Source organism: Methylomonas sp. 2BW1-5-20 (assembly GCF_052474515.1).
On the sequence record NZ_CP184127.1, the window covers coordinates 714370 to 736230 of the forward strand.

The window sequence follows — 21861 nt, forward strand, 5'->3', positions numbered from 1 at the left end:
CGATAGTACTAATTAAAAGAGGTGCTGGCGGTGATGCGCTGTTGTAACGCGGCTAAAAGGGCCAACGCTTGATCTATGTTAAATGCATCGATTTCGGCGGCGATCACGGCGATATCCGCTTCCAGGTTGCTATCCGCCGTGCCCTGGCGCAGGTCGGTGAGTAAGGCGTCGGCCGCGCCCAAATCGCTTTCCAATGCGGTGGTTAACTGCGCTATTTTCGCCGTGACGGCCTCGGGCGATAGCCGTTCGGCGACGGTGGCGGTTGGCGCGGGCGGTGGCGATAAACTATCGATGTCTGTCATCACCTGCTGCAATAAATCCTGCAAGTCCCGGATCTGTTCCGCGGCCGGTAGTTCCTTTTGTTTGAGTAGGGTATCGACGGCGGCGATGGCTAGGTATAGCGTATTTGCACCGATGTTGCCGGCCACGCCTTTTAAAGAATGGCAATAATTTTCCGCCTGTACCAGATTGTCGGCCTGTAACAAGCGCTGTAATTGGTCGATCGCGTTGGCGTAGTGCTCGCGAAAACGCTTTAGCTGTTTACGGTAGGCGATTTCCTTGCCGCCGATGCGGCGAATGCCTTCGATCACTTGCAGACTGTGCAGACTCAATATATCGGCCGAGTAAGCGCTTTGCGCCGGCATCGGCGCGGAATGACTCGTCGCCTTTTCGGAAAAAGCGTTGGTCGCGGCGGCCGGTAGCCATTTCGATAAACAGGAAAACAAACGTTCCGGTTCCACCGGTTTCGTGACATGGTCATTCATGCCCGCAGCCTGACTCTCTTCGGCATCCCGAGCCATTGCCAGCGCGGTCATCGCAATAATAGGCAAGCTGGCAAAGCGTTCACCGCCCGGTTGTCCGGCCAGTGCGCGAATACGACGCGTCGCTTCCAGACCGTCCATCACCGGCATCTGGATGTCCATTAAGACGCAGTCGTATTGCTGCTGTTGCACCATAGCCAAGGCTTCCTCGCCATCCACGGCTTCGTCAGCCTGGATATTCATACTGCGCAGCAGTTCGATCGCAAACTCGCGGTTGATGGCGTTATCTTCGACCAGCAATATGTGGCGGCCGATGAAGTTGGGCGGATGCAGCGGTTTGCTGTGTGGCAGTTCGGCTCTGCTCAGTACGCTGCCGCGTCCCAATGCCAATAGAATACTGTCCAGAAGCGACGAAGGCGAAACCGGTTTTATTAGAAAGCCGTCCACGCCGGCCTGATGTGCCAGCAACATGACATCTTCGCGGCCGTAAGCCGTCACCATAACAATTTTGGGTTGCCGAGTAATATTGGGATTGACGTGTATGCGCCGCGTCGCTTCGTCGCCATTCATGCCGGGCATGCGCCAATCCATCAATACCAGATCGAACGGTTGTTCGCCGGCGCTTTCCAGCAAGCGAATCGCGCTGGCGCCATCACCGGCGCTATCGACCTCCAAATGAAAGAAACGCAACATCTCCGCCAGAATTTCCCGCGAGACCTCGTTGTCGTCAACCACCAGCAGGCGGATGCCTTTCAATAACGGTCCGGTCTGAGCAAACAGTTCGCGGCGGCGGGCTTCGGCTTGTTGGGCGACTCGTAACTGCACCGTGCAACAAATGGTGGTGCCATGACCCGGTTGCGAGTCTTCTATCCAGATGCGTCCGCCCATCAATTCCACCAGATGCTTGCTGATAGCCAAACCCAGACCGGTGCCGCCGAATTTTCGTGTCGTGGACTGATCCGCCTGGGTAAATTTCTGGAATAAACGGTTTTGCAGCTCACTATCCATACCGATGCCGGTATCGCGTACCGAGATTTGCAAGCTAACCGCGCCGTCCTTGTTGCTGAGCATCCTGAATGCCAATTCCACTTCGCCGCGCTCGGTGAATTTGATGGCGTTGCCGCATAGATTCAGCAAGATTTGTTTTAAACGCAGCGGATCGCCGAGCAGAGTGGCGGGGATGTTCACATCGTAGCGGATCAAAAACTCCACGCCTTTTTGCTCGGCTTGCATACCTATCGCATCGGTGAGCTGCTCGATGACTCTATCCAGGGCAAATTCGGCGGCTTCGAATTCCAGTTTGCCGGCCTCGATTTTGGAGAAATCCAGGATGTCGTTGATGATGCCCAATAGCGAGTGCGCCGCACTTTGGGCTTTAGTCAGATGGTTGTGTAAAGTCGAGGGTAAATCCTGCTTCAAGGCCAGATACAGCATGCCTAAAATCGCATTCATCGGAGTACGGATTTCATGGCTCATATTGGCCAAAAACTGGCTCTTGGCCAAGGTGGCGGCTTCCGCATCCAAGCGGGCCTGTTCCAGCTCCTGGGTGCGTGCCGTCACCAGATCTTCCAGATGGTGTCGATACGAGTCCAATTCGGTTTCCACCCGCTTTTTCTCGGTGATATCTTCTTTGATGGCCAAGTAATGGGTGATCGCGCCATCCGGCTGCCGAACCGGCGTAATCTGCGCCCACTCGATATATTCGCTATCGTCCTTGCGGCGGTTGATCAATTCGCCGGACCAGCTTTCACCCCGGTTCAGGGCTTGCCACATCTGGTCGTAAGTGAGTTGGCTGGTGTGGCCGGATTGCAGAATCCGCGGATTTTTGCTGATCGCTTCCTCGCGGCTGTAGCCGGTGACGGCACTGAAATGTTGGTTGACGTATTCAATCTCGGCATTCAGGTTGGTGATGACGATACTATTGGGACTTTGCTCCACGGCGAGCCAGAGTTTGCGCAGTTCCGCTTCCGCCTGTTTCAGTTCGGTGATGTCCGTTATCACCGCTACTCGGCAGCTGCGTTCGGAAAAATGGATGTCGTGGGATCGGGAAATAATGGTTATTACCGACCCGTCCTTGCGGATATGTTGCCATTCGCCGGAATTAGCATAGCCTTGCAGGCTGGGGATTAAATCGGCGATTGCTTGTTTTTGCGTTTCCGGGTAAAGATCGGTTAATTGCAAGCGCAACGCTTCGTCCTGGTTGTAACCGTACAAGGCGGTAAATGCATCGTTCACCGCAACCAAGGCCAGGGTGCGGCGTTCGTAGATCAACATCGGCGCCGGGTTATGCGCGAACAAATGCCGAAATTGCTGCTCTATCTGTTTACGTTCGGTGATGTCTGACCAGATCAGCGATAGGTGCTTGCGGCCCCTGATCTCGATCACTTGTAGGCTGACATGGACGTTACGCAAGGAGCCGTTTTTGTGCTTGCGTAAGGTGTCGAATTGCGCGGTGCCGGCTTGCATAAAGCTTGCAGTCATGCTGGCTATCGTGGCGGGGTCGAATTCTCCCTGAATATCGGTCAGGCGCAGATTGGCGAATTCTTCGCGGCTGTAACCCAAGCTTTGGCAGGCGGCATCGTTGAATTCTATGAATTCGTAACTTTCCGCGTCGATCAGGGTGATGGCGTCGGTGGCTTGCGAGACGATGGAGCTGAATATGCGCTCGCGGTTTCCGGCTTTTTCTTCGGTCAAACGGCGGCCTATATAGCTGCAGAGCCGTTCCGCGACGGCATCGAGCAGGATGCGTTCTTCGCGCAAAAACTGGCCTTCCTGCCGGGCCGTGCGGGTCTGCAGATAGCCGACCGCGACGCTGCCGCTGTCGGTTTCGACTTGAATCGCGGCGGTCAATACATCGACGGGATTGCGGAAGTTCGCGGTGCAGTAGATCCGGCCTTGCCATTCGATGCGCGCGGCGGTGGTTTCCGGATAAAACCAGCCGCCCGGTAATAATTCCACCACGGTTTGCAGCACCTCGGGCAATGGTTTTTGTATGTCCTCGGTGGCACGAAACACCGCGTACAGACATTGTTGCTCTTTGATGCGTTCGCTCAAGGCGATCTGGGTTTCGTGCAGTTGGGTGATGTCTCGGGCTACGCCCAACACGCCGATCAATTTGCCGTCCTGGGTTTTGACCGGGGTTTTGATGGTTTCGTAGAGTGCGGTGTGTTTGCCGTCGGCATGGGTCACCCAGCTTCGCATACTCACCGGTTTGTCGTCGGCTATGACCTTAGCGTCTTGTTTGCGGTAGGCCTGGGCTCGGGTTTCGCCGATGAAATCGAAATCGGTTTTGCCGACAATTTGCTGTTCCCGGTTGCCGAATACCGGTTCGAAACTGGGGTTGCACAACAGATAAACGCCGTCCGGATCTTTCAGCCATATTTTGTCCGGCATGGCCTTTAACAGGGTACGCAACAAGTCTTCTTTTTCGGCTAAGGTGTCCAGCGCCTGCTGCCGTTCGGCAAAGTGACAAGCCAACGCCATACCCACCACCGATAAGGCCACCATGAAAAACCAATAGTTAATTTCGTGATTGTCGCCCAGGCTGGGATCGAAAAGGCCGGAACGTTGCTGTACCAGACCGAACATGGCCTGCGTGGCTGTGACGACTAAAATTAACGTGGTCGCTCGCTTGCCGAGACGGACGGCCGCCCAGCTAACGAACAAAAATATCCAGTAGCTCTTCGCGAAGCTGCCAATGCTGTCGTGAAACCAGTCCAGAAAAACCAGCTGACCCGCAAAAATATTCAGCACGATAATCGCCAGCGCTTCTCCGTATTGTTTGGTATTGCGTAAACGGCAGGCCGTGTTTGCCCAAACCAAAATCAACGGCGCGACCAAAATTACGCCCAGCGTGTCGCCCATCCACCAATAGAGCAGGGCGGACCACAAGCTGGTTTCCGCGATAGAGCCGGTAAGCAGCAAGGTTAAAGTACCTATCGCGGCCGTAAGCGAGCAGGCTACCACCCCGCCCAAGATGATCAACAACAGGTAGTCGCGCAGGGTGCGCAGAGTATTATCAAAGTCTGAAACGCGGCGTAGCAGCCAAGCTCCCAACCAGGCACCAAGGGTGCTGCCGATTGATATTGCCGCCGCGCTTAACAAGGGTCTGCCTTGCAACAGGTTAACCGTCAATGCGCCCAACAGAATCACCCAGACGTAATGACGCCCGCCCAGCAAAATGGCCGACAATGCCAGCCCGCTGGCAATAAAGAACACACTGGCTCCCCCTTCGGGCGCGAAATACAGCAATGCCAATCTGGCCGTCAGCGCATAAAGCCCGGCAACGGCAAGCCATGCCAGCCACGCCGGTGCTGTATTACTAGGCATAGAACCTCCTTTTTGCTGAGTATAGCGATTGCCTGCTGGAATACGAATTTGTCTTAGGTTTATATGTGTTGCAAGTGCCGGCCAGGGTGTCATCCGTAGCGAACTTGGCATGGCTCTAACGGCCGGCCGGTCCGGCTAATAGTATGTTAGCTCGCGGGATATGCAAACTTGCTAATAACTTTGGACCGAGTTAAATCCGGTAAACCGCGGAATGGAGAGGTAAACAGGCGCGAAACTGTGCCACCGGTGCGCTGGGAAATGACAGGCAAATTGCAAATTTATTGTCTTTTAAGGGAAAATGGCGCGTTACGCGTATTGCAATCGATTCCGCAACACGTCTGCGCTTACTGTAAAGCCGTGCTGTAAGCTTGAAACTTGACGCCGAGTTTTGACAATACCGGGGCATTTGCCGGGAAAACCAATTCATTAACTAATTGCGCAGCATCCGGAAGTCGATTGGAAAGCGATCTCGGGGTTTGGAAATATAACGGTTCAAAATGCTGGGTTTGGCTTTGCCGGAACCATAATCGTTATTGTAAATAGACGGCTGCCTTTGAGGGGCAGTCTCGCAAAGCTACCATAAAAATACAGTCAACATTCATGTCTACCAATTTGAGACACATCCAGTTAATGGACACCACGCTCCGCGACGGCGAGCAAACCCAGGGCGTGGCGTTTACGCCGATGGAGAAAGTCAGCATTGCCAAGGCTTTGTTGCAGTTTTTGCGCGTTGACCGCATCGAAGTGGCGTCGGCGCGGGTTTCGGAAGGCGAGAAGGAAGCCGTCAGCCTGATCAATCAATGGGCACAACAAGAAGGCTTTGCCGAGCGTGTGGAAGTGCTGGGTTTTGTCGATCATACCCGTAGCGTGGACTGGATCAAATCCACCGGCGGCAAGGTGATTAACTTACTGGCCAAGGGCAGCGAGAAACATTGCCGCGAACAACTCGGCAAAACCCTGGAACAACATAGCGCCGATGTCCTGCAAACCATAGACTACGCGCACGAACAGGGTTTGAAGGTCAATGTTTATCTGGAAGACTGGTCGAACGGCTACAAAGATAGCCGCGATTATGTTTACGGTCTGATGGAACGCTTGCAACACGCCCCGATCAGCCACTTCATGCTGCCGGATACCTTGGGCGTGATGGCGCCGGACGAAGTATTCGCCAGCTTTAGCGATATGTGTCAGCGCTACCCGGCGCTGCAATTTGATTTCCATCCGCACAACGATTACGGCTTGGCGACCGCCAATGTGATGGCGGCGGTGCGGGCCGGCGTTAGCGCGGTGCATTGCACCGTCAACTGCCTGGGCGAGCGCGCCGGCAACGCTTCCATCGCCGAAGTGGCGGTGGTGCTGCGCGATAAAATGGCGATGGAGTTATCCGTGGACGAAAGCCATTTGGTGCGCATCAGCGAGATGGTGGAAAACTTTTCCGGCAAGCGCGTTGCCGCCAACGCGCCCATCGTTGGTGCCGACGTGTTCACCCAAACTGCCGGCATCCACGCCGACGGCGACCAGAAAGGCGGTTTGTATAAAACCAAACTGGGGCCGGAGCGCTTCTCGCGGATTCGCAGTTACGCTTTGGGCAAAATGAGCGGCAAGGCGTCGTTGAAGAAAAATCTGGAACAACTGGAGCTGGATCTGTCGGAAGAAGACCAGAAAAAAGTCCTGGCACGCATCGTCAGTATTGGTGACTCCAAACAAACCATCACCACCGACGATCTGCCGTTCATTATCGCCGACGTGCTGGAAAGCAAGAGTTATCAGCACATCAAATTGCTGGCTTGCTCGATTAATAGCGGATTGGATTTGCCGTCTACGGTCAGCATTCGCGTCGATGTAAAAGGCGAGAAACATCAAACCACTGGCGCCGGCAGCGGCGGCTTCGATGCCTTCATCGATGCCATCGGCAAGGTGCTGCAACATTACGATTACACCTTACCAACCCTGGCCGATTACGAAATCCGCATTCCCAAGGGTGGCCACACCAGCGCGCTGACCGAATGCGTGATTACCTGGGATTGCGGCAATGAACTGCGTAAAACCCGGGGCGTGCATGTCAACCAGGTGTTTGCCGGGATTTTGGCGACCATCAAATTGATCAACATCCAGCTGCATGAAATGGCCAACAGCCCGCAAGCTTAGACGAACCGCCCGAACGGTAGCCAGCCAAGCCGAAAGTAAATGCCATTCAATCCCTTCAATCCAGCCATTGTCCAAGGAAAATCCGCTCACCGAGATTTACCGTGACCAGTGGCTGCTGGCGGTTCACAAACCCGCCGGCTTGCTGGTGCACCGCAGCCCCATCGATAAACACGAAACCGAATTTGCCCTGCAATACGCTAGGGCGCTAAACGATGGCGAACATGTCTATCCGGTGCATCGCCTGGATCGCCCGACGTCCGGTCTGCTGCTGTTTGCCCGAGACCCGCAAACCGCCAGTAGGCTAGGCAAAGCGCTGATGGCCGGCGACGTGCACAAGACCTATCAGGCTGTAGTGCGCGGCTGGACGCCGGAACAAGGACTGATTGACCATCCGCTAACAGACGAACCGGAAGACCGGCGCCTAAAAAGCGAGCCGCAACCGGAACGCGCAGCCCGTACCCGCTATCGGCGCCTGACGATTACCGAAATCACGGTCGCCATCGAAGGCCACCCGACCAGCCGCTACAGCCTGGTCGAGCTTTACCCGGAAACCGGCCGCAAACACCAACTGCGCCGGCACATGAAACACATCAGCCACCCCATCATCGGCGACGCCAACCATGGCCGGGGCCGCCATAACCGCTACTTTGCCGAGCGCTTCGGCCAAGGGCGATTAATGTTGGCCGCGACCGAGATGGTTTTTCCGCATCCGGTAACCGGCGAGGCGCTGCATTTGCAGGCAGCGCTGGAAGATAGTTTTTTGCAGGTGTTGGCGATATTTTCAACGTAGGGGGTAAATTTGCCCAGCATTGAGTTTCAAGTTCCGCATGGGCACTTTAATCGTGACCACCTTCGAGTTGCTAGCTTGCTACGCACTATAGGCGGCAATACAATGTATGGATGATTAAATTCGAATGGGACCCGGCAAAAGCCGTTATAAACCATGACAAGCACGGAATAGGCTTCGAAGAAGCGCAATCGGTGTTTTACGACGAATTTGCCGTGCAGTTTTTTGATGACGAACATGCTAATGCGGAAGACCGTTTTCTGATGCTGGGCTTCAGCGACAAGGCCCGCTTGTTACTTGTGTGTCATTGCGAGCGCGATCAGGGCAATACCATTCGCATTATCTCGGCCAGAAAAGCCACCAAAAACGAGTCAACCTTTTATCAGGGGCCACGCCATGAAAGCTGAATACGATTTATCAAAAATGAAATCACGCAAAAACCCGTATGCGGCCAAGCTCAAAAAGTCGGTCACCATGCGGCTGGGCGAGGATGTCATTGAATATTTCAAACAAATGGCCGAGGAATCCGGCGTGCCGTACCAAAGCCTGATTAATCTGTATCTTCGTGACTGCGTTGCCAGCCACCGAAAAATCGATATTTCCTGGCAATCGCAAAATTAGGCGGTTGTAAATGCGCCACCAAATAAATCTGTTTTTATTATCGTTCCCCAGCGGAGCGTGAAAACGATGAAATACCGCTTATCGGGCCTCATTAGCTGATTTTTGATACAGTACATCATCAGAATTGATGCCGAGAAAACGCTATGAGAACCACTGTAACCATTGACGACACCTTGTACCAAAAAGCCCTGGAAATGGCCAACCCGGTTTGATGGAAGCGACACCTTTCGGTAGGATGCTGAATAACCACTTTATTTGCGGCAGAAATTGGCTGGCCGGCGCGATAACCGGTTATGGCGGTTAACGCGCTGGTATCGTCCTCTTAAGTCTTGGGAGAAAAATTATGAAAATGCCGTTTGTTTGTCTTTGTTTGCCCCTTGGTTTACTGGTGGGTATTAGTTCGGCACGCGCCGACGTGGTTTTAACTAGCTCGATTGCACTGCCCGGCGTTTCCGGTAGCGGTTTGAGCGGTAGTTACTATGCCTTTAATTCATGGCCGGGAACTCTGGCGAACACCGAAACGCTAATCGGCCAGTTGAGCGGTCCAACCGCTACGTTTACCGCGACTTCAGCCTGTTTTCCCGCCTGCAGCACGACAATTGGCGATGACTCGACGCTGGCGCAATATCTAGGCGGGAACGCGGTCAGCCTATCGCCCAATAGCATTAACAATTTGTCGAACCACGGGCTGGTTTTAAACGGTTACTTAGCGATCGTTGCCCCTGGGACTTATCAATTCAGCGTTGCGTCAGACGACGGTGCGAGACTGCAGATCGGCGGCACCACCGTGATCGATGCCGATGGCGACCACAGTCTTAGTGGTGGCTCCGCTAATGTCGAATTCACCAACAGCGGTCTTTACGCCTTTAAGGTATTGGCGTTTGAAGACGGCGGCGTCACGGGACTGACGGTATTGCAAAATGGTAACAGCCTCACCACCAGCCAGCTGTATACCTCTGCGGTACCGATTCCAGGCGCGGCATGGTTGTTTTTTTCGGCTTTGAGCGGTATCGGCGCCTATTCGCGAACCCAGCGTAAGAGTGCCTGATGGCAATAGCCGTTTTGCTAGGAGCGATGCGATAATGCCCACGCACAACGGCTGTTGTTAGCAAAATGCGAAGAGGCGCAGCGCCCGCGACCGTTGTGCCTCGCCATCGTCTTGCGTTTTTATCGTTCCCACGCTGCGCGTGGTAATGCAGCCTTGGACGCTCAGGTGTCCTGCTGAAACAAGGCAAACATGGGCAGAAGCCGCTATGTCATCACCGAAGCCGACAAACCCCATTTCATGATCAGCACGGTAGTGGAAGGCCTGGCAGTTTTCACGCGCCCGGAAACCGTGCAAATCCCCATGGACAGTTGGCCATACCAACGCCAACAGGCTGGCTTGAAACTTTACGGCTACATGATCCTGGAAAATCATCTGCACTTCATTGCCCAGGCCCCGGAACTGGACAAATGCGTCGCCAGCTTCAAAGCCTATACCGCGCGCCGGATCATCGATCATTTGCGGCAGCGGAAAGTGGAGCGCCTGCTCCAACGGCAGCGCTTTGCCAAAGCGGCGCACAAACAGGATCGCGGATATTAGTTCTGGCAAGAAGGTGTGCATGCTGAATTGATTTTGAACGAAGCGATGATGCGGGAAAAACTGGACTACATCCACGCCAACCCGGTTAAACACTGTTACGTGAATTTGCCGCGGCGTTGGCGCTATTCTAGCGCCGCGAACTATGAGGGTTTGGTGGGGTTGATGAAGATCGACGTTCGGACGTTTTGGTTGGGAGCCGCAGCATTTTAGAAAATTTCTCGATCATTCGAGCTTGGCGTTAGAGCGATGCAGAAATTTTCTTGATCGTTGGAGCGAGGAACTCGGCTATTCCGGAAAATTTCGAAAACGTTGCAGCTCTGCGCTCGAACGTTGGAGAAAATTGCTCGGTTTCCCGGCATGGGCGGGTTGCTCAAGCCGCCCGAAACGATTTGGCTTCCAGGTGAATCAATTAAAACGTCTATAAATCCAGTTCCGTTCGGGTTTAGCCAGCGTTTATCTAGCAAACCGTTTTTCGGGGGAAGCATCGCAACCAATCTGATAAAATCCGCAGTTTATTTATCGATCATACATTCCCGATTTATCGCTTTAACCACTCAGCTATCACCATCCCATGAAAAACTACAAAATCGCAATATTGGCCGGCGACGGCATCGGCCCTGAAATTACCGCAGAAGCCGTCAAGGTTCTGAAAGTGATCGAAGAACGTAACGACGTAAGCTTCGAATTGTTGCCGGCTGCCTTCGGCGCCTGTGCATATTTCGAATCCGGCTCGGCGTTTCCGCATCAAACCAAAGCCATCTGCGATGAGGCCGATGCGATCCTGAAAGGCCCGATCGGCTTGAGCCACGAAGACTCCAAACGCATTCCTATCGACGAGCAACCCGAGCGCGGCGCTTTGCTGCCGTTACGTCGCCGTTACAACACCTACGCCAACTTCCGTCCGGTGTCCTTGCCAAAATCGCTGGCACATTTTTCGCCGTTAAAAGCGGAAGTGATCGGTGATGGCATCGATTTGGTGATCGTCCGCGAATTGGTTGGCGGCCTGTATTTCGGCGAAAAAGAAATGGGCGTCAACGATGCCGGTTTGCGTTATGTGCGCGAAACCCTGGAATACGACGAGTCGCAAATTCGTCAAATCATGCAGCAAGCGTTCAAACTGGCCAGCAAACGCCGCAAATTGCTGCATAACATTCATAAAAGCAATGTGCTGAAATCCAGCGTGTTGTGGAATGAGGTGATGGAAGAAGTGGCGAAAGACTATCCGGACGTACAAGTGGTGAATATGCTGGTCGATGCCGCCGCTACCGCGTTGTGCCTGAAACCCACCCAGTTCGACGTGATGGTGATGGAAAACATGTTTGGCGACATCCTCAGCGATCAGGGCGGCGGAATCTTGGGCTCCTTGGGTTTGATGCCTTCAGCCTGCATCGGCCCGGATAAAGCCTATTACGAGCCATCGCACGGCTCGGCGCCGGATATTGCCGGCAAAAACATCGCCAACCCCTATTCGATGATAGGTTCGGTGGCGATGATGCTGGAAAACAGTTTTGATATGGAAGCGGAAGCGAAAAACGTCTGGGCGGCGATGCAGGGCGTGTTTGCCGACGGTTATTCCACCGCCGATCTGTCCAAACCCGGCAGTGGCGTGACCATGATCAGCACTGTCGAGTTTGGCGATAAGGTGGTCGAGAAGCTGCTGGCGATGCCTAAGGTATAAGCGGGCTTTTGGCCTTTAGACCTGAACACGATAACGGGCGTAGCGCGGTCCGTCCGCTAAGATGCCCGTTAACGTTTTCGTGTCCGTGACAGCCTTATGTGCGTTTTTTAAAAGCACGCGCAACGATTCCGGTGTCGATCAGGGCGGCATGGATAATGCGCTTGTGGGAGGGAAACGCCAGCCGATACGCCGGCTTGGCGGCATTCAGTACACTACTTGTGAAATAGAATTTGGAAATCGTCGCTACCTCGCTTAACAGCTGACGCTTAGGCTTGCAGAGTTCATTGTCCCGCAGCAGCCGGTTACATACTGGTATGGTGATGCAAGAAAAAATCGATGATGGCATCGCTACGCTGTTCCGGCCATTGCGCATGCGGTTTGTCGCCTTCGCAGTACACGGTTTTTACGCCATTGGCGCAACCGGAATAGGCCACGCAACCATTGCCTATCGTATCGGGAATCGGCTCGCATTTGTTACAGGCCGCCCACCAGCCGGCCGTTTGCTGTCCGTAACCCGGAAACAGCCGGTCCTTGCTGCTGTGCATGATCATCACCGGCAAGGGTTCCGGGCATTTGCGGTCGCGTAAGTCCTCATAGGTTACGCCGGCGGCACTGGGGGCGATTGCTGTAGGAACGTGCCGGGTGCCTGTCATAAACGCTAAAGCCATTGCCGAGGTGCCGCCATCGGAATGACCGGTTACATATACCTGTTTTTCATCGATACACCATTTTTTGGCCATCGAATGGGGGATCGTACCCAGTTCCACGGTGGTGCTCGGCGAAAGCTCGGGATGATCGGCATAAGCAACGATAAAGCCGGAGCGGGTTGCGGGTAAGGTGAATCCTGTCATCTTCTCCGTTTTGGCGCGATTCGCACCCGCCGCTGAAAATACCAGTAATAAAGGATGGGCAATCGATGCATCATAATTCTTAGGGGTGCGGACGTTGTAATTTATGCCGTTTTCGGTTTCTTCTCCGTATGTTTCTCCGGTATCGCCACTCAATAGATCCGGCTGGCAAGCGCCACGCGGCATATCCGGTCGGTAAACGGTTTGCCCTAGTTCCACCGGAACGCCGCTATGATCCAGCCAAAGCATGCCGACCAGCGCTATTACCGGCAATCCGAACAAGACTTTTTGCCAACGATTGCTTTCAAGAAGATAAGACTTTAACTGCGCAATATTCATTTTGATGGCTCCCTTGATGGGTTCGACGCTTGGTTTAGGCTTCCGGATTTTGCTTGGGCGTAAGCTTTAACGCGGCCCGGAACAAGCCGTAAGCCAGCAAAGACAGGCTGGCTATCGTTATCAGCAGCGGCGTATAGTTTTTACCCGGCACCGATTCCAGACCGACTGAGAACGGAATATGGGTATCCAGGCGCTTATCCTGATCAACGATAGCAATATGCGCCAAGTAATTGCCGGCGCCATAACGGCTAAAGTCCACCGAGACGTTCGCCGTACCGGTTTTGATTTTTTGTGGTTCCCGATAAAACACCCGCGTACCATCCGGCTCTTTGGTGATCTCGAATTCGACGCTGACATGGCGCAGGCTTTTACCCTCGTAATCGAACACTAGCTTGGTGGGGCCGACGCCGGGAATGATGTTGCAGTATTCCCGGTTGCCGGATAATGTCGGGGTATACGCCGTAAGATGCACGCGTTCAAAGCCCACTCGCGCATTGCAGTTATCGACCTCTTCGGCCGGGCCGCGATGAGCGTGGGCATTGCCCAACGGCAGGCACGCCAGCGCCAAGATCAAGGCTATCTTTGCTCCTTGGCTTTTATAGCTGTTATGTCCGGTGTTCATCGGTTTCCTCCTGCAAAGCGTTTAACTTAAGCTGGTCAATGCAATTAGAAATCGAAGGTTTCCACTTCGGAAATCAGAAACGTCGGTGCGCCGCCGCTGGAAATCTCGACCGCATGTGCCGCCGTTTCCTGGCCGCCGGGCGAACTTAGGCAGGCTTGCAAGTCGCTTAGGGTTGGGAAGTACACTTCGGCGATACGATGAAACTGCGCGGCGCTTTGGTCGGCATTGGATTTAATCAGGGAGGCGACGAAGCGGGTTTTGCCGGCCAACTTTTCCACGGCCATCGGCACGTGTTCGTCGGCGTAGCGGCGTTCGAAGGTTTCCAGATCGGTCGGTACGGGGTACATCACAATTAATTTTGCTGCTTTCATAGGTTTCTCGAATGTTTTTGTAAAGGGGAGACGCTATGAGACTCCTAAATAGCGAATTAGTAAAATACCGGTTTTCTATGAAACAATAGGTTTTTCCTATTCAATAGAGAGCCAAATATGGAAATGCAACAAATACGCTATTTCCTGGCGGTATGCGATAAGGGGTCATTTACGCGGGCCGCGCAATCGGCTTATGTCGCGCAGCCGTCGTTGACGCAAGCGATTAAAAAGCTGGAAGACGAAATGGGCGGGGAGTTATTCAGCCGCGAACGCAGCGGCTGTCGTTTGACATCGCTGGGGCGTTTGGTGGAGCCGACCCTGAGGCAGATCTTTCGCGAGGCGCAAACCATCAAGGCCGAGGCTGTCCGTTTCAGCCGCTTGAACACCGTGCCGCTACGCATAGGCGTGATGGCTACTATTGCCGCGCAGCATATGAGCCCGTTCTTCGCCGACTTCCAGCAAGAACGGCCGCATGTGGAATTGGAATTGGTGGTGGATAGCGAGGGTAATCTGTTGCAACAATTGGATGACGGGCGGCTGGATCTGGTGGTCAGTGCGCCGACCTCGCCGCTGCCGGCGCATTTACAGTCCTTAAAGCTGTACGAAGAGCGTTATGTGGTGGTTTTTAACGACAAGCATCGCTTCAATCAATTGGAGATCATTGATTTGGCGACCATCCAATCCGAGCCTTATCTGGATCGCCTAAACTGCGAATTACGCGAAACCTTGCGCGGCGTTTGCCTGGGCCGGCAGATCAATCTCTATGCGGCTTATAGAAGCAACAGCGAGGAATGGATATTGAGCATGGTGCGGGCCGGGATAGGCGTGGCGTTGATGCCGGAATTCAGTGTGCCGAAGCGGGGCGATAAGCTCAAAACCCGATATTTATCCGATCCGGAAATTCGGCGCACGATTTTCGCGGTTTACCAGGATTCGGCGGCGACAAATCAGGAAGTAAGCCAGTTGCTGGAAAAGTTTAAAGTTGGGTTTTGACGGGGGGCGATTAGTTTATCTGCGTCTTGGCTAAGCAATTTGTGTTAATTTGCGCGCAATCCGCCGCCGCTTAGCCGGGCGAACCCAGATTTCTAACAGGACCGCGCTTTACCATGATTGATGTCGATATCTCCGCTGTAAAAAATTATTTGTTGAATTTACAAGACCGAATTTGTATTGGCTTGGAGGTACTGGAGCCTGCGGCGCGATTCGTCGAGGATGCTTGGGACCGTGCCGAAGGTGGTGGCGGGCGGTCGCGGGTATTGACGAATGGCGAAGTATTTGAGCAGGGTGGGGTGAATTTTTCGCACGTGTTTGGCGCCAGTTTGCCGCCGTCGGCGACAGCGAAGCGGCCTGAGTTGGCTAATCGGCAATTCGAAGCGATGGGGGTGTCCTTGGTGATGCATCCGCGCAATCCTTACGTGCCGACATCGCATGCCAATGTAAGGTTTTTTATTGCCGAAAGAGAAGGCGAGCCGTCTATTTGGTGGTTCGGCGGCGGCTTCGATTTGACGCCGTTTTATCCATTCCGTGAAGATGTGTTGCATTGGCATCAAGTGGCGCGTCAGGCATGTCAGCCGTTTGGCGACGATGTGTATCCGCGCTATAAAAAATGGTGCGACGAGTATTTTTTTTTGAAGCACCGTAACGAAACTCGGGGCGTCGGCGGATTGTTTTTTGACGATCTGAATGAGCCGGATTTTGCGCAAGCGTTCGCCTTCATGCAGAGTGTCGGGAATCACTATTTGGACGCTTATTTGCCTATTGTGCAGAAGCGTAAAGACCATGTTTACGGCGAGCGGGAGCGCAATTTTCAGTTGTACCGCCGCGGCCGTTATGTCGAGTTTAATTTAGTGTATGACCGCGGGACTTTGTTTGGTCTGCAATCCGGAGGCAGAACTGAATCGATATTAATGTCGATGCCGCCGGTGGCGCACTGGCAATACAACTGGCAGCCGGAGCAGGGGAGTCCGGAAGCGGAGCTTTACGATTCCTATTTGCAGCCGCGCGATTGGTTGGGGATCTAGCTGTTTTTACTTGCTCGTGCGCGGCCGGGTCTGTTGAGTGTTAAATTTAAAAGATGTGAGTTTGTCGATAGTCAAGTGGGCTTGAGGCTTTTTTTCGATTATTAGTTAAAGTTCACAGAAATTCTGCCGCTATAACAAACGGTATGGTGTTAACGGTCTTGAAGGATGCGGAATTTGGGTGTTGCGTCCGTGATGTTTAGATCTGCTTAATTGCCGTTTTGTTTTTTGTCTGTCAGCGTCTAGGTGAATCTTATGACTACGATTAATTCATTGACAACATCCCTGTATGTTTCGCAAACCACTATCAGTATATCCAGCACCGCCAGCACACAAAACGACGACGACCGGCAGCGCTCGGCCGTGAATGGCAGAGGGGAGGAGAAGCATGGTCATCATCACTCGGGTGGTGCGTTTATGCATAACGTCGTGCAAGCCTTGCAAAGTTTTGGATTAAGTATTCCAGGTGGTAATAGCGATTCGTCTGCCAGTGATAATAACAATGCTGACGGCGGGCAAACTAATTCTTCCAGCCTGGGTCAATTACTGCAGACGTTTTTGCAGGATTTGCGGCAAGTGTTGAAACAAAGCGGCGTGCAACAGTCCGGTAACAGTGAGGGAGCCGGCTCTAATGTTGCGCAATCTTCGCTGCAACAAAGCGGATCTGCCGCGGTGACGCCGACAGTTGCAACGCCAGCCGGGCAAACGGCGTCAAGCGGCGCCCAGAATAACGTCGCTACTCCAAGCGCCGCGACAACTTCAGCTGCAAGCTCGGCGACAAGCGCAACCGCGGCCGATGTGCGCCAAGCCTTGCATAGCTTTTTACATGATTTGCGGCAGGCCTTGAAATATAGCGGCGATCTGCGTCAAGCGTCGTCTTATAGCGACGATGGCGGCTCTGGCCTAAAAGCGGTAGGGCGAAACGGTTACGGTCGATTCACCGATAACCTACAAAGCTTAATAACAGCCTTGAGCGACAGCGCCAGCAGCCTTAGCGGCAAATACAAAGATTTACGGGATAGTTTTGATAGCCTGATGAGCGCGCTCGGTATTACCGCGAATGGCAAAAAGCCAACTTTGTTGGAGTTCTTGAATAAATTGGCGGGCAACGGTGAGAGTAGTGCGCCGGTATCTGGCGGTACGGGTTCTATCGTATCGGCGACGGCTTGAGCAGGGCATTTGTTCGGCTTCGGCAGAAAAAGCTTGCATAAGCGATTTAGGTCGTTATAATGCGCGGCTCGAACGATAGACTTTAGGCGCGTAGCTCAGCTGGTTAGAGCACCACCTTGACATGGTGGGGGTCGGTGGTTCGAGTCCACTCGCGCCTACCAAAACATAAAGCACCGCATGACGGTGCTTTTTTTATTGTGGAATCGAAAATGCCTGTAATAACTTTGCCTGACGGCTCTCAGCGTCAATTCGACCAAGCGGTGTCTGTAATGGATGTGGCCTTGTCTATCGGTACGGGGTTAGCTAAGGCGACGTTGGCCGGCAAGGTCAATGGCAAATTGGTTGATGCCAGTACGCTGATCGATTCCGATGCAAGTTTGCAAATCGTCACTGCCAAGGATGTGGAGGGTGTTGACGTAATCCGCCACTCCACAGCGCATTTGCTGGCGCAAGCCGTCAAACAACTATTTCCCTCCGCACTGGTAACGATAGGGCCGGTCATAGAAAACGGTTTCTATTACGACTTTGCCTTCGAGCGCTCCTTTACGCCCGAAGATTTGGTAGCCATTGAAAAGAAAATGGCGGAGTTGGCTGCGCAAGATATTGCCATTAGCCGTTCACTGTTGTCGCGCGACGAGGCTGTAAAGTTTTTCGAAGGTTTGGGCGAGAAATACAAAGCCGATATTATTGCGTCGATCCCCGCTAATGAAGATTTGTCTTTATATCAACAAGGCGAGTTCACTGATTTGTGCCGCGGCCCGCATGTGCCTAGCACCGGCAAATTAAAAGCCTTTAAATTGATGAAAATTGCCGGCGCCTATTGGCGTGGCGATTCCAAAAACGAAATGCTGCAACGCATTTACGGTACTGCCTGGGGCGACGCTAAGGAATTAGCTGCTTATCTGCATCGTCTGGAAGAAGCCGAAAAACGAGATCACCGGAAGATAGGTAAAGCGCTGGATCTGTTTCATACTCAGGAAGAAGCGCCGGGTATGGTGTTTTGGCACGACAAAGGCTGGACTATTTATCAGCAGATCGAGCAATACGTGCGTGAGAAATTGCGCGTGAATGGTTACGGCGAAGTCAAAACCCCGCAAATTGTCGATCGCACCTTGTGGGAAAAGTCAGGTCACTGGGATAAATTCAGTGCAATGATGTTCACCACGCATTCGGAAAGCCGCGATTACGCGGTTAAGCCGATGAACTGCCCGTGTCATATCCAGATCTACAACCAAGGCATTAAAAGCTACCGGGATTTGCCGGTGCGCTTGGCCGAATTCGGCTCCTGCCACCGCAACGAGCCATCCGGTACTTTGCACGGTTTGATGCGGGTCAGAAACTTTGTGCAGGACGATGCCCACATTTTTTGTACCGAAGATCAGATTCAATCCGAAGTCTCTACGTTTATCGATCTGTTGTTCGAGGTGTACAAGGATTTTGGTTTTGAGGAAGTGATTATCAAGCTGTCCACTCGCCCTGAAAATCGGGTGGGCGACGATGCTGTATGGGATAAAGCGGAAAGCGCGCTGGAGTTGGCGTTGAATAATAAAGGTCTGTATTGGCAGCTGCAGCCGGGCGAGGGTGCCTTTTACGGACCTAAAATTGAATTCTCCTTAAAAGATTGTATAGGTCGGGTCTGGCAATGCGGTACTATACAAGTAGATTTCTCGATGCCGGAAAGATTGGATGCCTCGTATATAGGCGAAGATAGCGCCAGGCATGTGCCGGTGATGTTGCATCGGGCGATCCTGGGTTCCTTGGAGCGTTTCATCGGGATTTTGATCGAGCAATATGCCGGAACTTTTCCGCTATGGTTGGCGCCGGTGCAGTTGGTGGTGTTAAATATCACCGATCGCCACGCCGATTATGCCGAGCAGGTGCGGCGAGAACTTGAAAAACAAGGTCTTAGAGTCAAAATTGACTTGAGAAACGAGAAGATAGGCTTTAAAATCCGCGAGCATTCCATGCAGCGGGTGCCGTATCTTTTGATTATCGGCGACAAGGAATTAGAAACTCGGACTGTCAGTGTACGCACGCAGCAGGGCGAGGATCTAGGAAGTCTGTCAATTGGCGAACTTGGCGAACGCTTGAGAAACCAGATTGCGGATCGAAAATAATAACAACTTGGAGGATTAGGGTATCAGCTCTAAAAAAGATGCAACGCGCTTAAATACCGAAATTACCGCCAGGCGGGTTCGGGTAGTAGGTGCTGAAGGTGAACAAGTCGGGGTTGTTTCAATAAACGAAGCGTTACAGCTCGCCTACGATGCTAATATGGATCTGGTCGAAATATCGCCGAATGCGGATCCTCCGGTTTGCAAAGTCATGGACTTCGGCAAATACCAGTTTGAGTTAAACAAAAAACTGCAAGCCGCCAAGAAAAAGCAAAAACAAATCCAGATCAAGGAAATCAAGTTTAGACCCGGTACCGAAGAAGGCGATTACCAGGTCAAGCTGCGCAGCCTGATCAAATTTCTAAACGAAGGCGACAAAACCAAGATCACCGTGCGTTTTAAAGGTCGTGAGCTGACTCATCGCGAGTTGGGCATGGACTTGTTGAAACGTATCGAAACCGATCTTGAAGAAATGGCCATAGTCGAGCAATTTCCTAAATTGGAAGGCCGGCAAATGGTCATGGTAATGGGCCCCAAGAAAAAGAAATAATTCGATCACACGGTTTTTGCCGTTTTTTAAAACGGCAACGCGATTCAGGAACGAATCGGCTAGCGGATACTTTTGTGTCCGGAAATTCAATGGGGCCAAGCATTTTGCCTCACTGGGTTTTATCTCAGGGACTTTACTTTTAATCATTGGAGAAAACAAATGCCAAAAATGAAAAGCCATAGTGGTGCCGGCAAGCGCTTCAAGAAAATCGGAAGCGGCGGTTTTAAATGCAAACAATCGCATAAGCGTCATATCCTGACCAAAAAAACCACCAAACGTAAAAGACAACTGCGTAAAACAGCCATTCTTCATCCGTCGGATACGCCATTGGTTGCGCGTATGCTGCCGTACAGTTGATTTATCATTGATATTGAAGAGAGTAGAACATGGCTAGAGTTAAACGCGGCGTCACCGCTAGAGCAAGACACAAAAAGATTTTAAAACTGGCAAAAGGTTACTACGGTGCCCGTAGCCGGGTTTACCGCGTCGCCAAGCAGGCGGTCATCAAGGCCGGTCAATACGCTTACCGTGACCGTAAACAGAAAAAACGCCAATTCCGCGCCTTGTGGATCGTGCGTATCAACGCTGCCGCACGTTTGTACGGTATCTCCTATAGCCGTTTGATCAACGGTCTGAATAAAGCCAATGTTGCGATCGACCGCAAAGTATTGGCCGACTTGGCTGTTCGTGACATCGACGCTTTCGGCGCGATCGCGAAAGTGGCTATAGCTAACCAAAGCAAACCGTAAGGAAAATATTAAGCCGCTCCGCAAGAGCGGCTTAATTGCTCGACTCCCCGTTTTTGGCGGGGAGTGTTCCGCCGCATCTCGTTTGGCGGGAACCTATCGTTTTGGAATCTCCCTCAATTGCAGACAAAAGTGAGCTGAGTCGTGTCGGCTAGTATCGAAGATATTGTTACGCAGGCATTACATGAGCTTGCACAGGCAGCAGACCTTAGTCAGCTGGATCAGGTCAGAGTCAATTATCTAGGCAAAAAAGGCTTATTTACTCAGCAGATGAAAGAGCTGGGTAGTCTGGACCCCGAGCAACGGCGCAGTGCCGGGCAAGTTATCAACGATGCCAAAAACAAATTTCAAGAAGCGTTAGAAACGCGGAAGTTGACTTTGGAATGTGATGAATTGGCTGCTCGTCTGGCTAAAGAATCTATCGACGTTACCTTGCCTGGGCGCGGCCAAACCGTGTCCGGTTTGCATCCCGTCACGATTACCTTGCGCCGGATTTCTAAAATTTTTGCCGACGCTGGCTTTAGTATCGTCGAAGGTCCTGAAATTGAAGACGATTACCATAACTTCGGCGCCTTGAATATTCCCGAGCATCATCCTGCGCGAGCGATGCACGATACCTTCTATTTCGATGCGCATACCGTATTGAGAACTCACACGTCGCCGGTGCAAATTCGGGTGATGGAATCCGAAAAGCCGCCCTTGAAAATTATCGCGCCGGGCCGGGTGTACCGTTGCGACTCGGACATGACCCACTCACCTATGTTCCATCAGGTGGAAGGTTTTTTGGTCGATACCGATGTTAGCTTCGGCGACCTGAAAGGCGTCATTTTTGAGTTTCTGCGCGCCTTCTTCGAAAAGGAGGTCAACGTGCGCTTTCGTCCTTCATATTTTCCATTCACAGAGCCTTCCGCCGAATTCGATGTGTCCTGCGTCATGTGCGACGGCAAAGGTTGTCGCGTCTGCAAACAGACCGGCTGGTTGGAGGTCGGCGGTTGCGGCATGATTCACCCCGAAGTATTCAAATCGGTCGGTATCGATAACCAAGTTTATTCGGGCTTTGCTTTTGGGACCGGAGTCGAACGTCTGGCGATGATGAAATATGGCATCAACGACTTACGGATGTTTTTCGATAACGATCTGAAATTTTTACAACAGTTTAGGTAACGGTGGGTAG

20 protein-coding genes and 1 tRNA gene are annotated in these 21861 nt (G+C 52.6%); 17 read left to right on the top strand and 4 right to left on the bottom strand.

Annotated features, from left to right (window positions below; genetic code table 11):
* Positions 1 to 8: 8 nt before the first annotated feature.
* A complete protein-coding gene (locus ACH50O_RS03245) occupies positions 9 to 5090 on the bottom strand; it encodes a PAS domain S-box protein (protein WP_446810613.1) in 5082 nt (1693 codons plus the stop codon).
* A 600-nt stretch (positions 5091 to 5690) separates the two neighbouring features.
* Between ACH50O_RS03245 and ACH50O_RS03250 the strand changes: the two genes are divergently transcribed.
* The 8 genes from ACH50O_RS03250 (at position 5691) to leuB (ending at position 11909) form a co-directional block, all read left to right on the top strand.
* Entirely contained in the window at positions 5691 to 7238 is a 1548-nt protein-coding gene (locus ACH50O_RS03250; protein WP_446810614.1) for an alpha-isopropylmalate synthase regulatory domain-containing protein, read from the top strand.
* Positions 7210 to 8028 (top strand): pseudouridine synthase, encoded by an 819-nt coding sequence (locus ACH50O_RS03255; RefSeq protein WP_446810615.1) that lies wholly within the window; start codon positions 7210 to 7212, stop codon positions 8026 to 8028. Before ACH50O_RS03250 ends, ACH50O_RS03255 begins: the two co-directional genes overlap by 29 nt.
* 110 nt (positions 8029 to 8138) lie before the next feature.
* Entirely contained in the window at positions 8139 to 8432 is a 294-nt protein-coding gene (locus tag ACH50O_RS03260) for a BrnT family toxin (RefSeq protein ID WP_446810616.1), read from the top strand.
* A gap of 16 nt (positions 8433 to 8448) precedes the next feature.
* The gene (locus ACH50O_RS03265; protein WP_446810617.1) at positions 8449 to 8646 is read left to right on the top strand and encodes a BrnA antitoxin family protein; all 198 of its coding nucleotides are present in this window, start codon (positions 8449 to 8451) and stop codon (positions 8644 to 8646) included.
* Positions 8647 to 8989: 343 nt separating this feature from the next.
* Positions 8990 to 9694 carry a PA14 domain-containing protein gene (locus ACH50O_RS03270; RefSeq protein WP_446810618.1) on the top strand — a complete coding sequence of 235 codons (705 nt, stop codon included), beginning with the start codon at positions 8990 to 8992 and terminating at the stop codon, positions 9692 to 9694.
* Between the two features lie 189 nt (positions 9695 to 9883).
* The gene (locus ACH50O_RS03275) at positions 9884 to 10231 is read left to right on the top strand and encodes a hypothetical protein (protein ID WP_446810619.1); all 348 of its coding nucleotides are present in this window, start codon (positions 9884 to 9886) and stop codon (positions 10229 to 10231) included.
* Positions 10232 to 10246: 15 nt separating this feature from the next.
* Positions 10247 to 10441, top strand: coding sequence for a hypothetical protein (locus tag ACH50O_RS03280; protein ID WP_446810620.1), 195 nt, complete (start codon positions 10247 to 10249; stop codon positions 10439 to 10441).
* Positions 10442 to 10802: 361 nt separating this feature from the next.
* Entirely contained in the window at positions 10803 to 11909 is a 1107-nt protein-coding gene (gene leuB, locus ACH50O_RS03285) for a 3-isopropylmalate dehydrogenase (RefSeq protein ID WP_446810621.1), read from the top strand.
* A gap of 302 nt (positions 11910 to 12211) precedes the next feature.
* Here leuB and ACH50O_RS03290 read toward each other — a convergent pair whose 3' ends face one another.
* Genes ACH50O_RS03290 through ACH50O_RS03300 form a run of 3 tightly spaced genes read right to left on the bottom strand, consistent with a single transcriptional unit; the run spans position 12212 to position 14089 of the window.
* Positions 12212 to 13096: an alpha/beta hydrolase family esterase gene (locus ACH50O_RS03290; RefSeq protein ID WP_446810622.1), complete on the bottom strand. Its 885-nt coding sequence runs from the start codon at positions 13094 to 13096 to the stop codon at positions 12212 to 12214.
* Positions 13097 to 13130: 34 nt separating this feature from the next.
* Entirely contained in the window at positions 13131 to 13718 is a 588-nt protein-coding gene (locus tag ACH50O_RS03295; protein ID WP_446810623.1) for a hypothetical protein, read from the bottom strand.
* A gap of 44 nt (positions 13719 to 13762) precedes the next feature.
* The gene (locus tag ACH50O_RS03300) at positions 13763 to 14089 is read right to left on the bottom strand and encodes an EthD family reductase (protein WP_026600967.1); all 327 of its coding nucleotides are present in this window, start codon (positions 14087 to 14089) and stop codon (positions 13763 to 13765) included.
* 117 nt (positions 14090 to 14206) lie between these two features.
* On the opposite strand from ACH50O_RS03300, the gene ACH50O_RS03305 reads away from it, so the two are divergent.
* The 9 genes from ACH50O_RS03305 (at position 14207) to pheS (ending at position 21851) form a co-directional block, all read left to right on the top strand.
* A complete protein-coding gene (locus ACH50O_RS03305; RefSeq protein WP_446810624.1) occupies positions 14207 to 15082 on the top strand; it encodes a LysR family transcriptional regulator in 876 nt (291 codons plus the stop codon).
* A 113-nt stretch (positions 15083 to 15195) separates the two neighbouring features.
* The gene (gene hemF / locus ACH50O_RS03310) at positions 15196 to 16110 is read left to right on the top strand and encodes an oxygen-dependent coproporphyrinogen oxidase (RefSeq protein ID WP_446810625.1); all 915 of its coding nucleotides are present in this window, start codon (positions 15196 to 15198) and stop codon (positions 16108 to 16110) included.
* A 252-nt stretch (positions 16111 to 16362) separates the two neighbouring features.
* On the top strand, positions 16363 to 17277 hold the full coding sequence (locus ACH50O_RS03315; RefSeq protein WP_446810626.1) for a hypothetical protein: 915 nt from the start codon (positions 16363 to 16365) through the stop codon (positions 17275 to 17277).
* Between the two features lie 84 nt (positions 17278 to 17361).
* A tRNA-Val gene (locus ACH50O_RS03320) sits at positions 17362 to 17438 on the top strand.
* Between the two features lie 48 nt (positions 17439 to 17486).
* Positions 17487 to 19394: a threonine--tRNA ligase gene (gene thrS / locus ACH50O_RS03325; RefSeq protein ID WP_446810627.1), complete on the top strand. Its 1908-nt coding sequence runs from the start codon at positions 17487 to 17489 to the stop codon at positions 19392 to 19394.
* 61 nt (positions 19395 to 19455) lie between these two features.
* Positions 19456 to 19941: a translation initiation factor IF-3 gene (gene infC / locus ACH50O_RS03330; RefSeq protein ID WP_026146840.1), complete on the top strand. Its 486-nt coding sequence runs from the start codon at positions 19456 to 19458 to the stop codon at positions 19939 to 19941.
* A gap of 159 nt (positions 19942 to 20100) precedes the next feature.
* Positions 20101 to 20298, top strand: coding sequence for a 50S ribosomal protein L35 (gene rpmI / locus ACH50O_RS03335; RefSeq protein ID WP_020481987.1), 198 nt, complete (start codon positions 20101 to 20103; stop codon positions 20296 to 20298).
* Between the two features lie 29 nt (positions 20299 to 20327).
* Positions 20328 to 20690 (top strand): 50S ribosomal protein L20, encoded by a 363-nt coding sequence (gene rplT / locus ACH50O_RS03340; protein WP_020481986.1) that lies wholly within the window; start codon positions 20328 to 20330, stop codon positions 20688 to 20690.
* 141 nt (positions 20691 to 20831) lie between these two features.
* A complete protein-coding gene (pheS, locus tag ACH50O_RS03345; RefSeq protein WP_446810628.1) occupies positions 20832 to 21851 on the top strand; it encodes a phenylalanine--tRNA ligase subunit alpha in 1020 nt (339 codons plus the stop codon).
* The last annotated feature ends 10 nt before the right edge of the window (positions 21852 to 21861 follow it).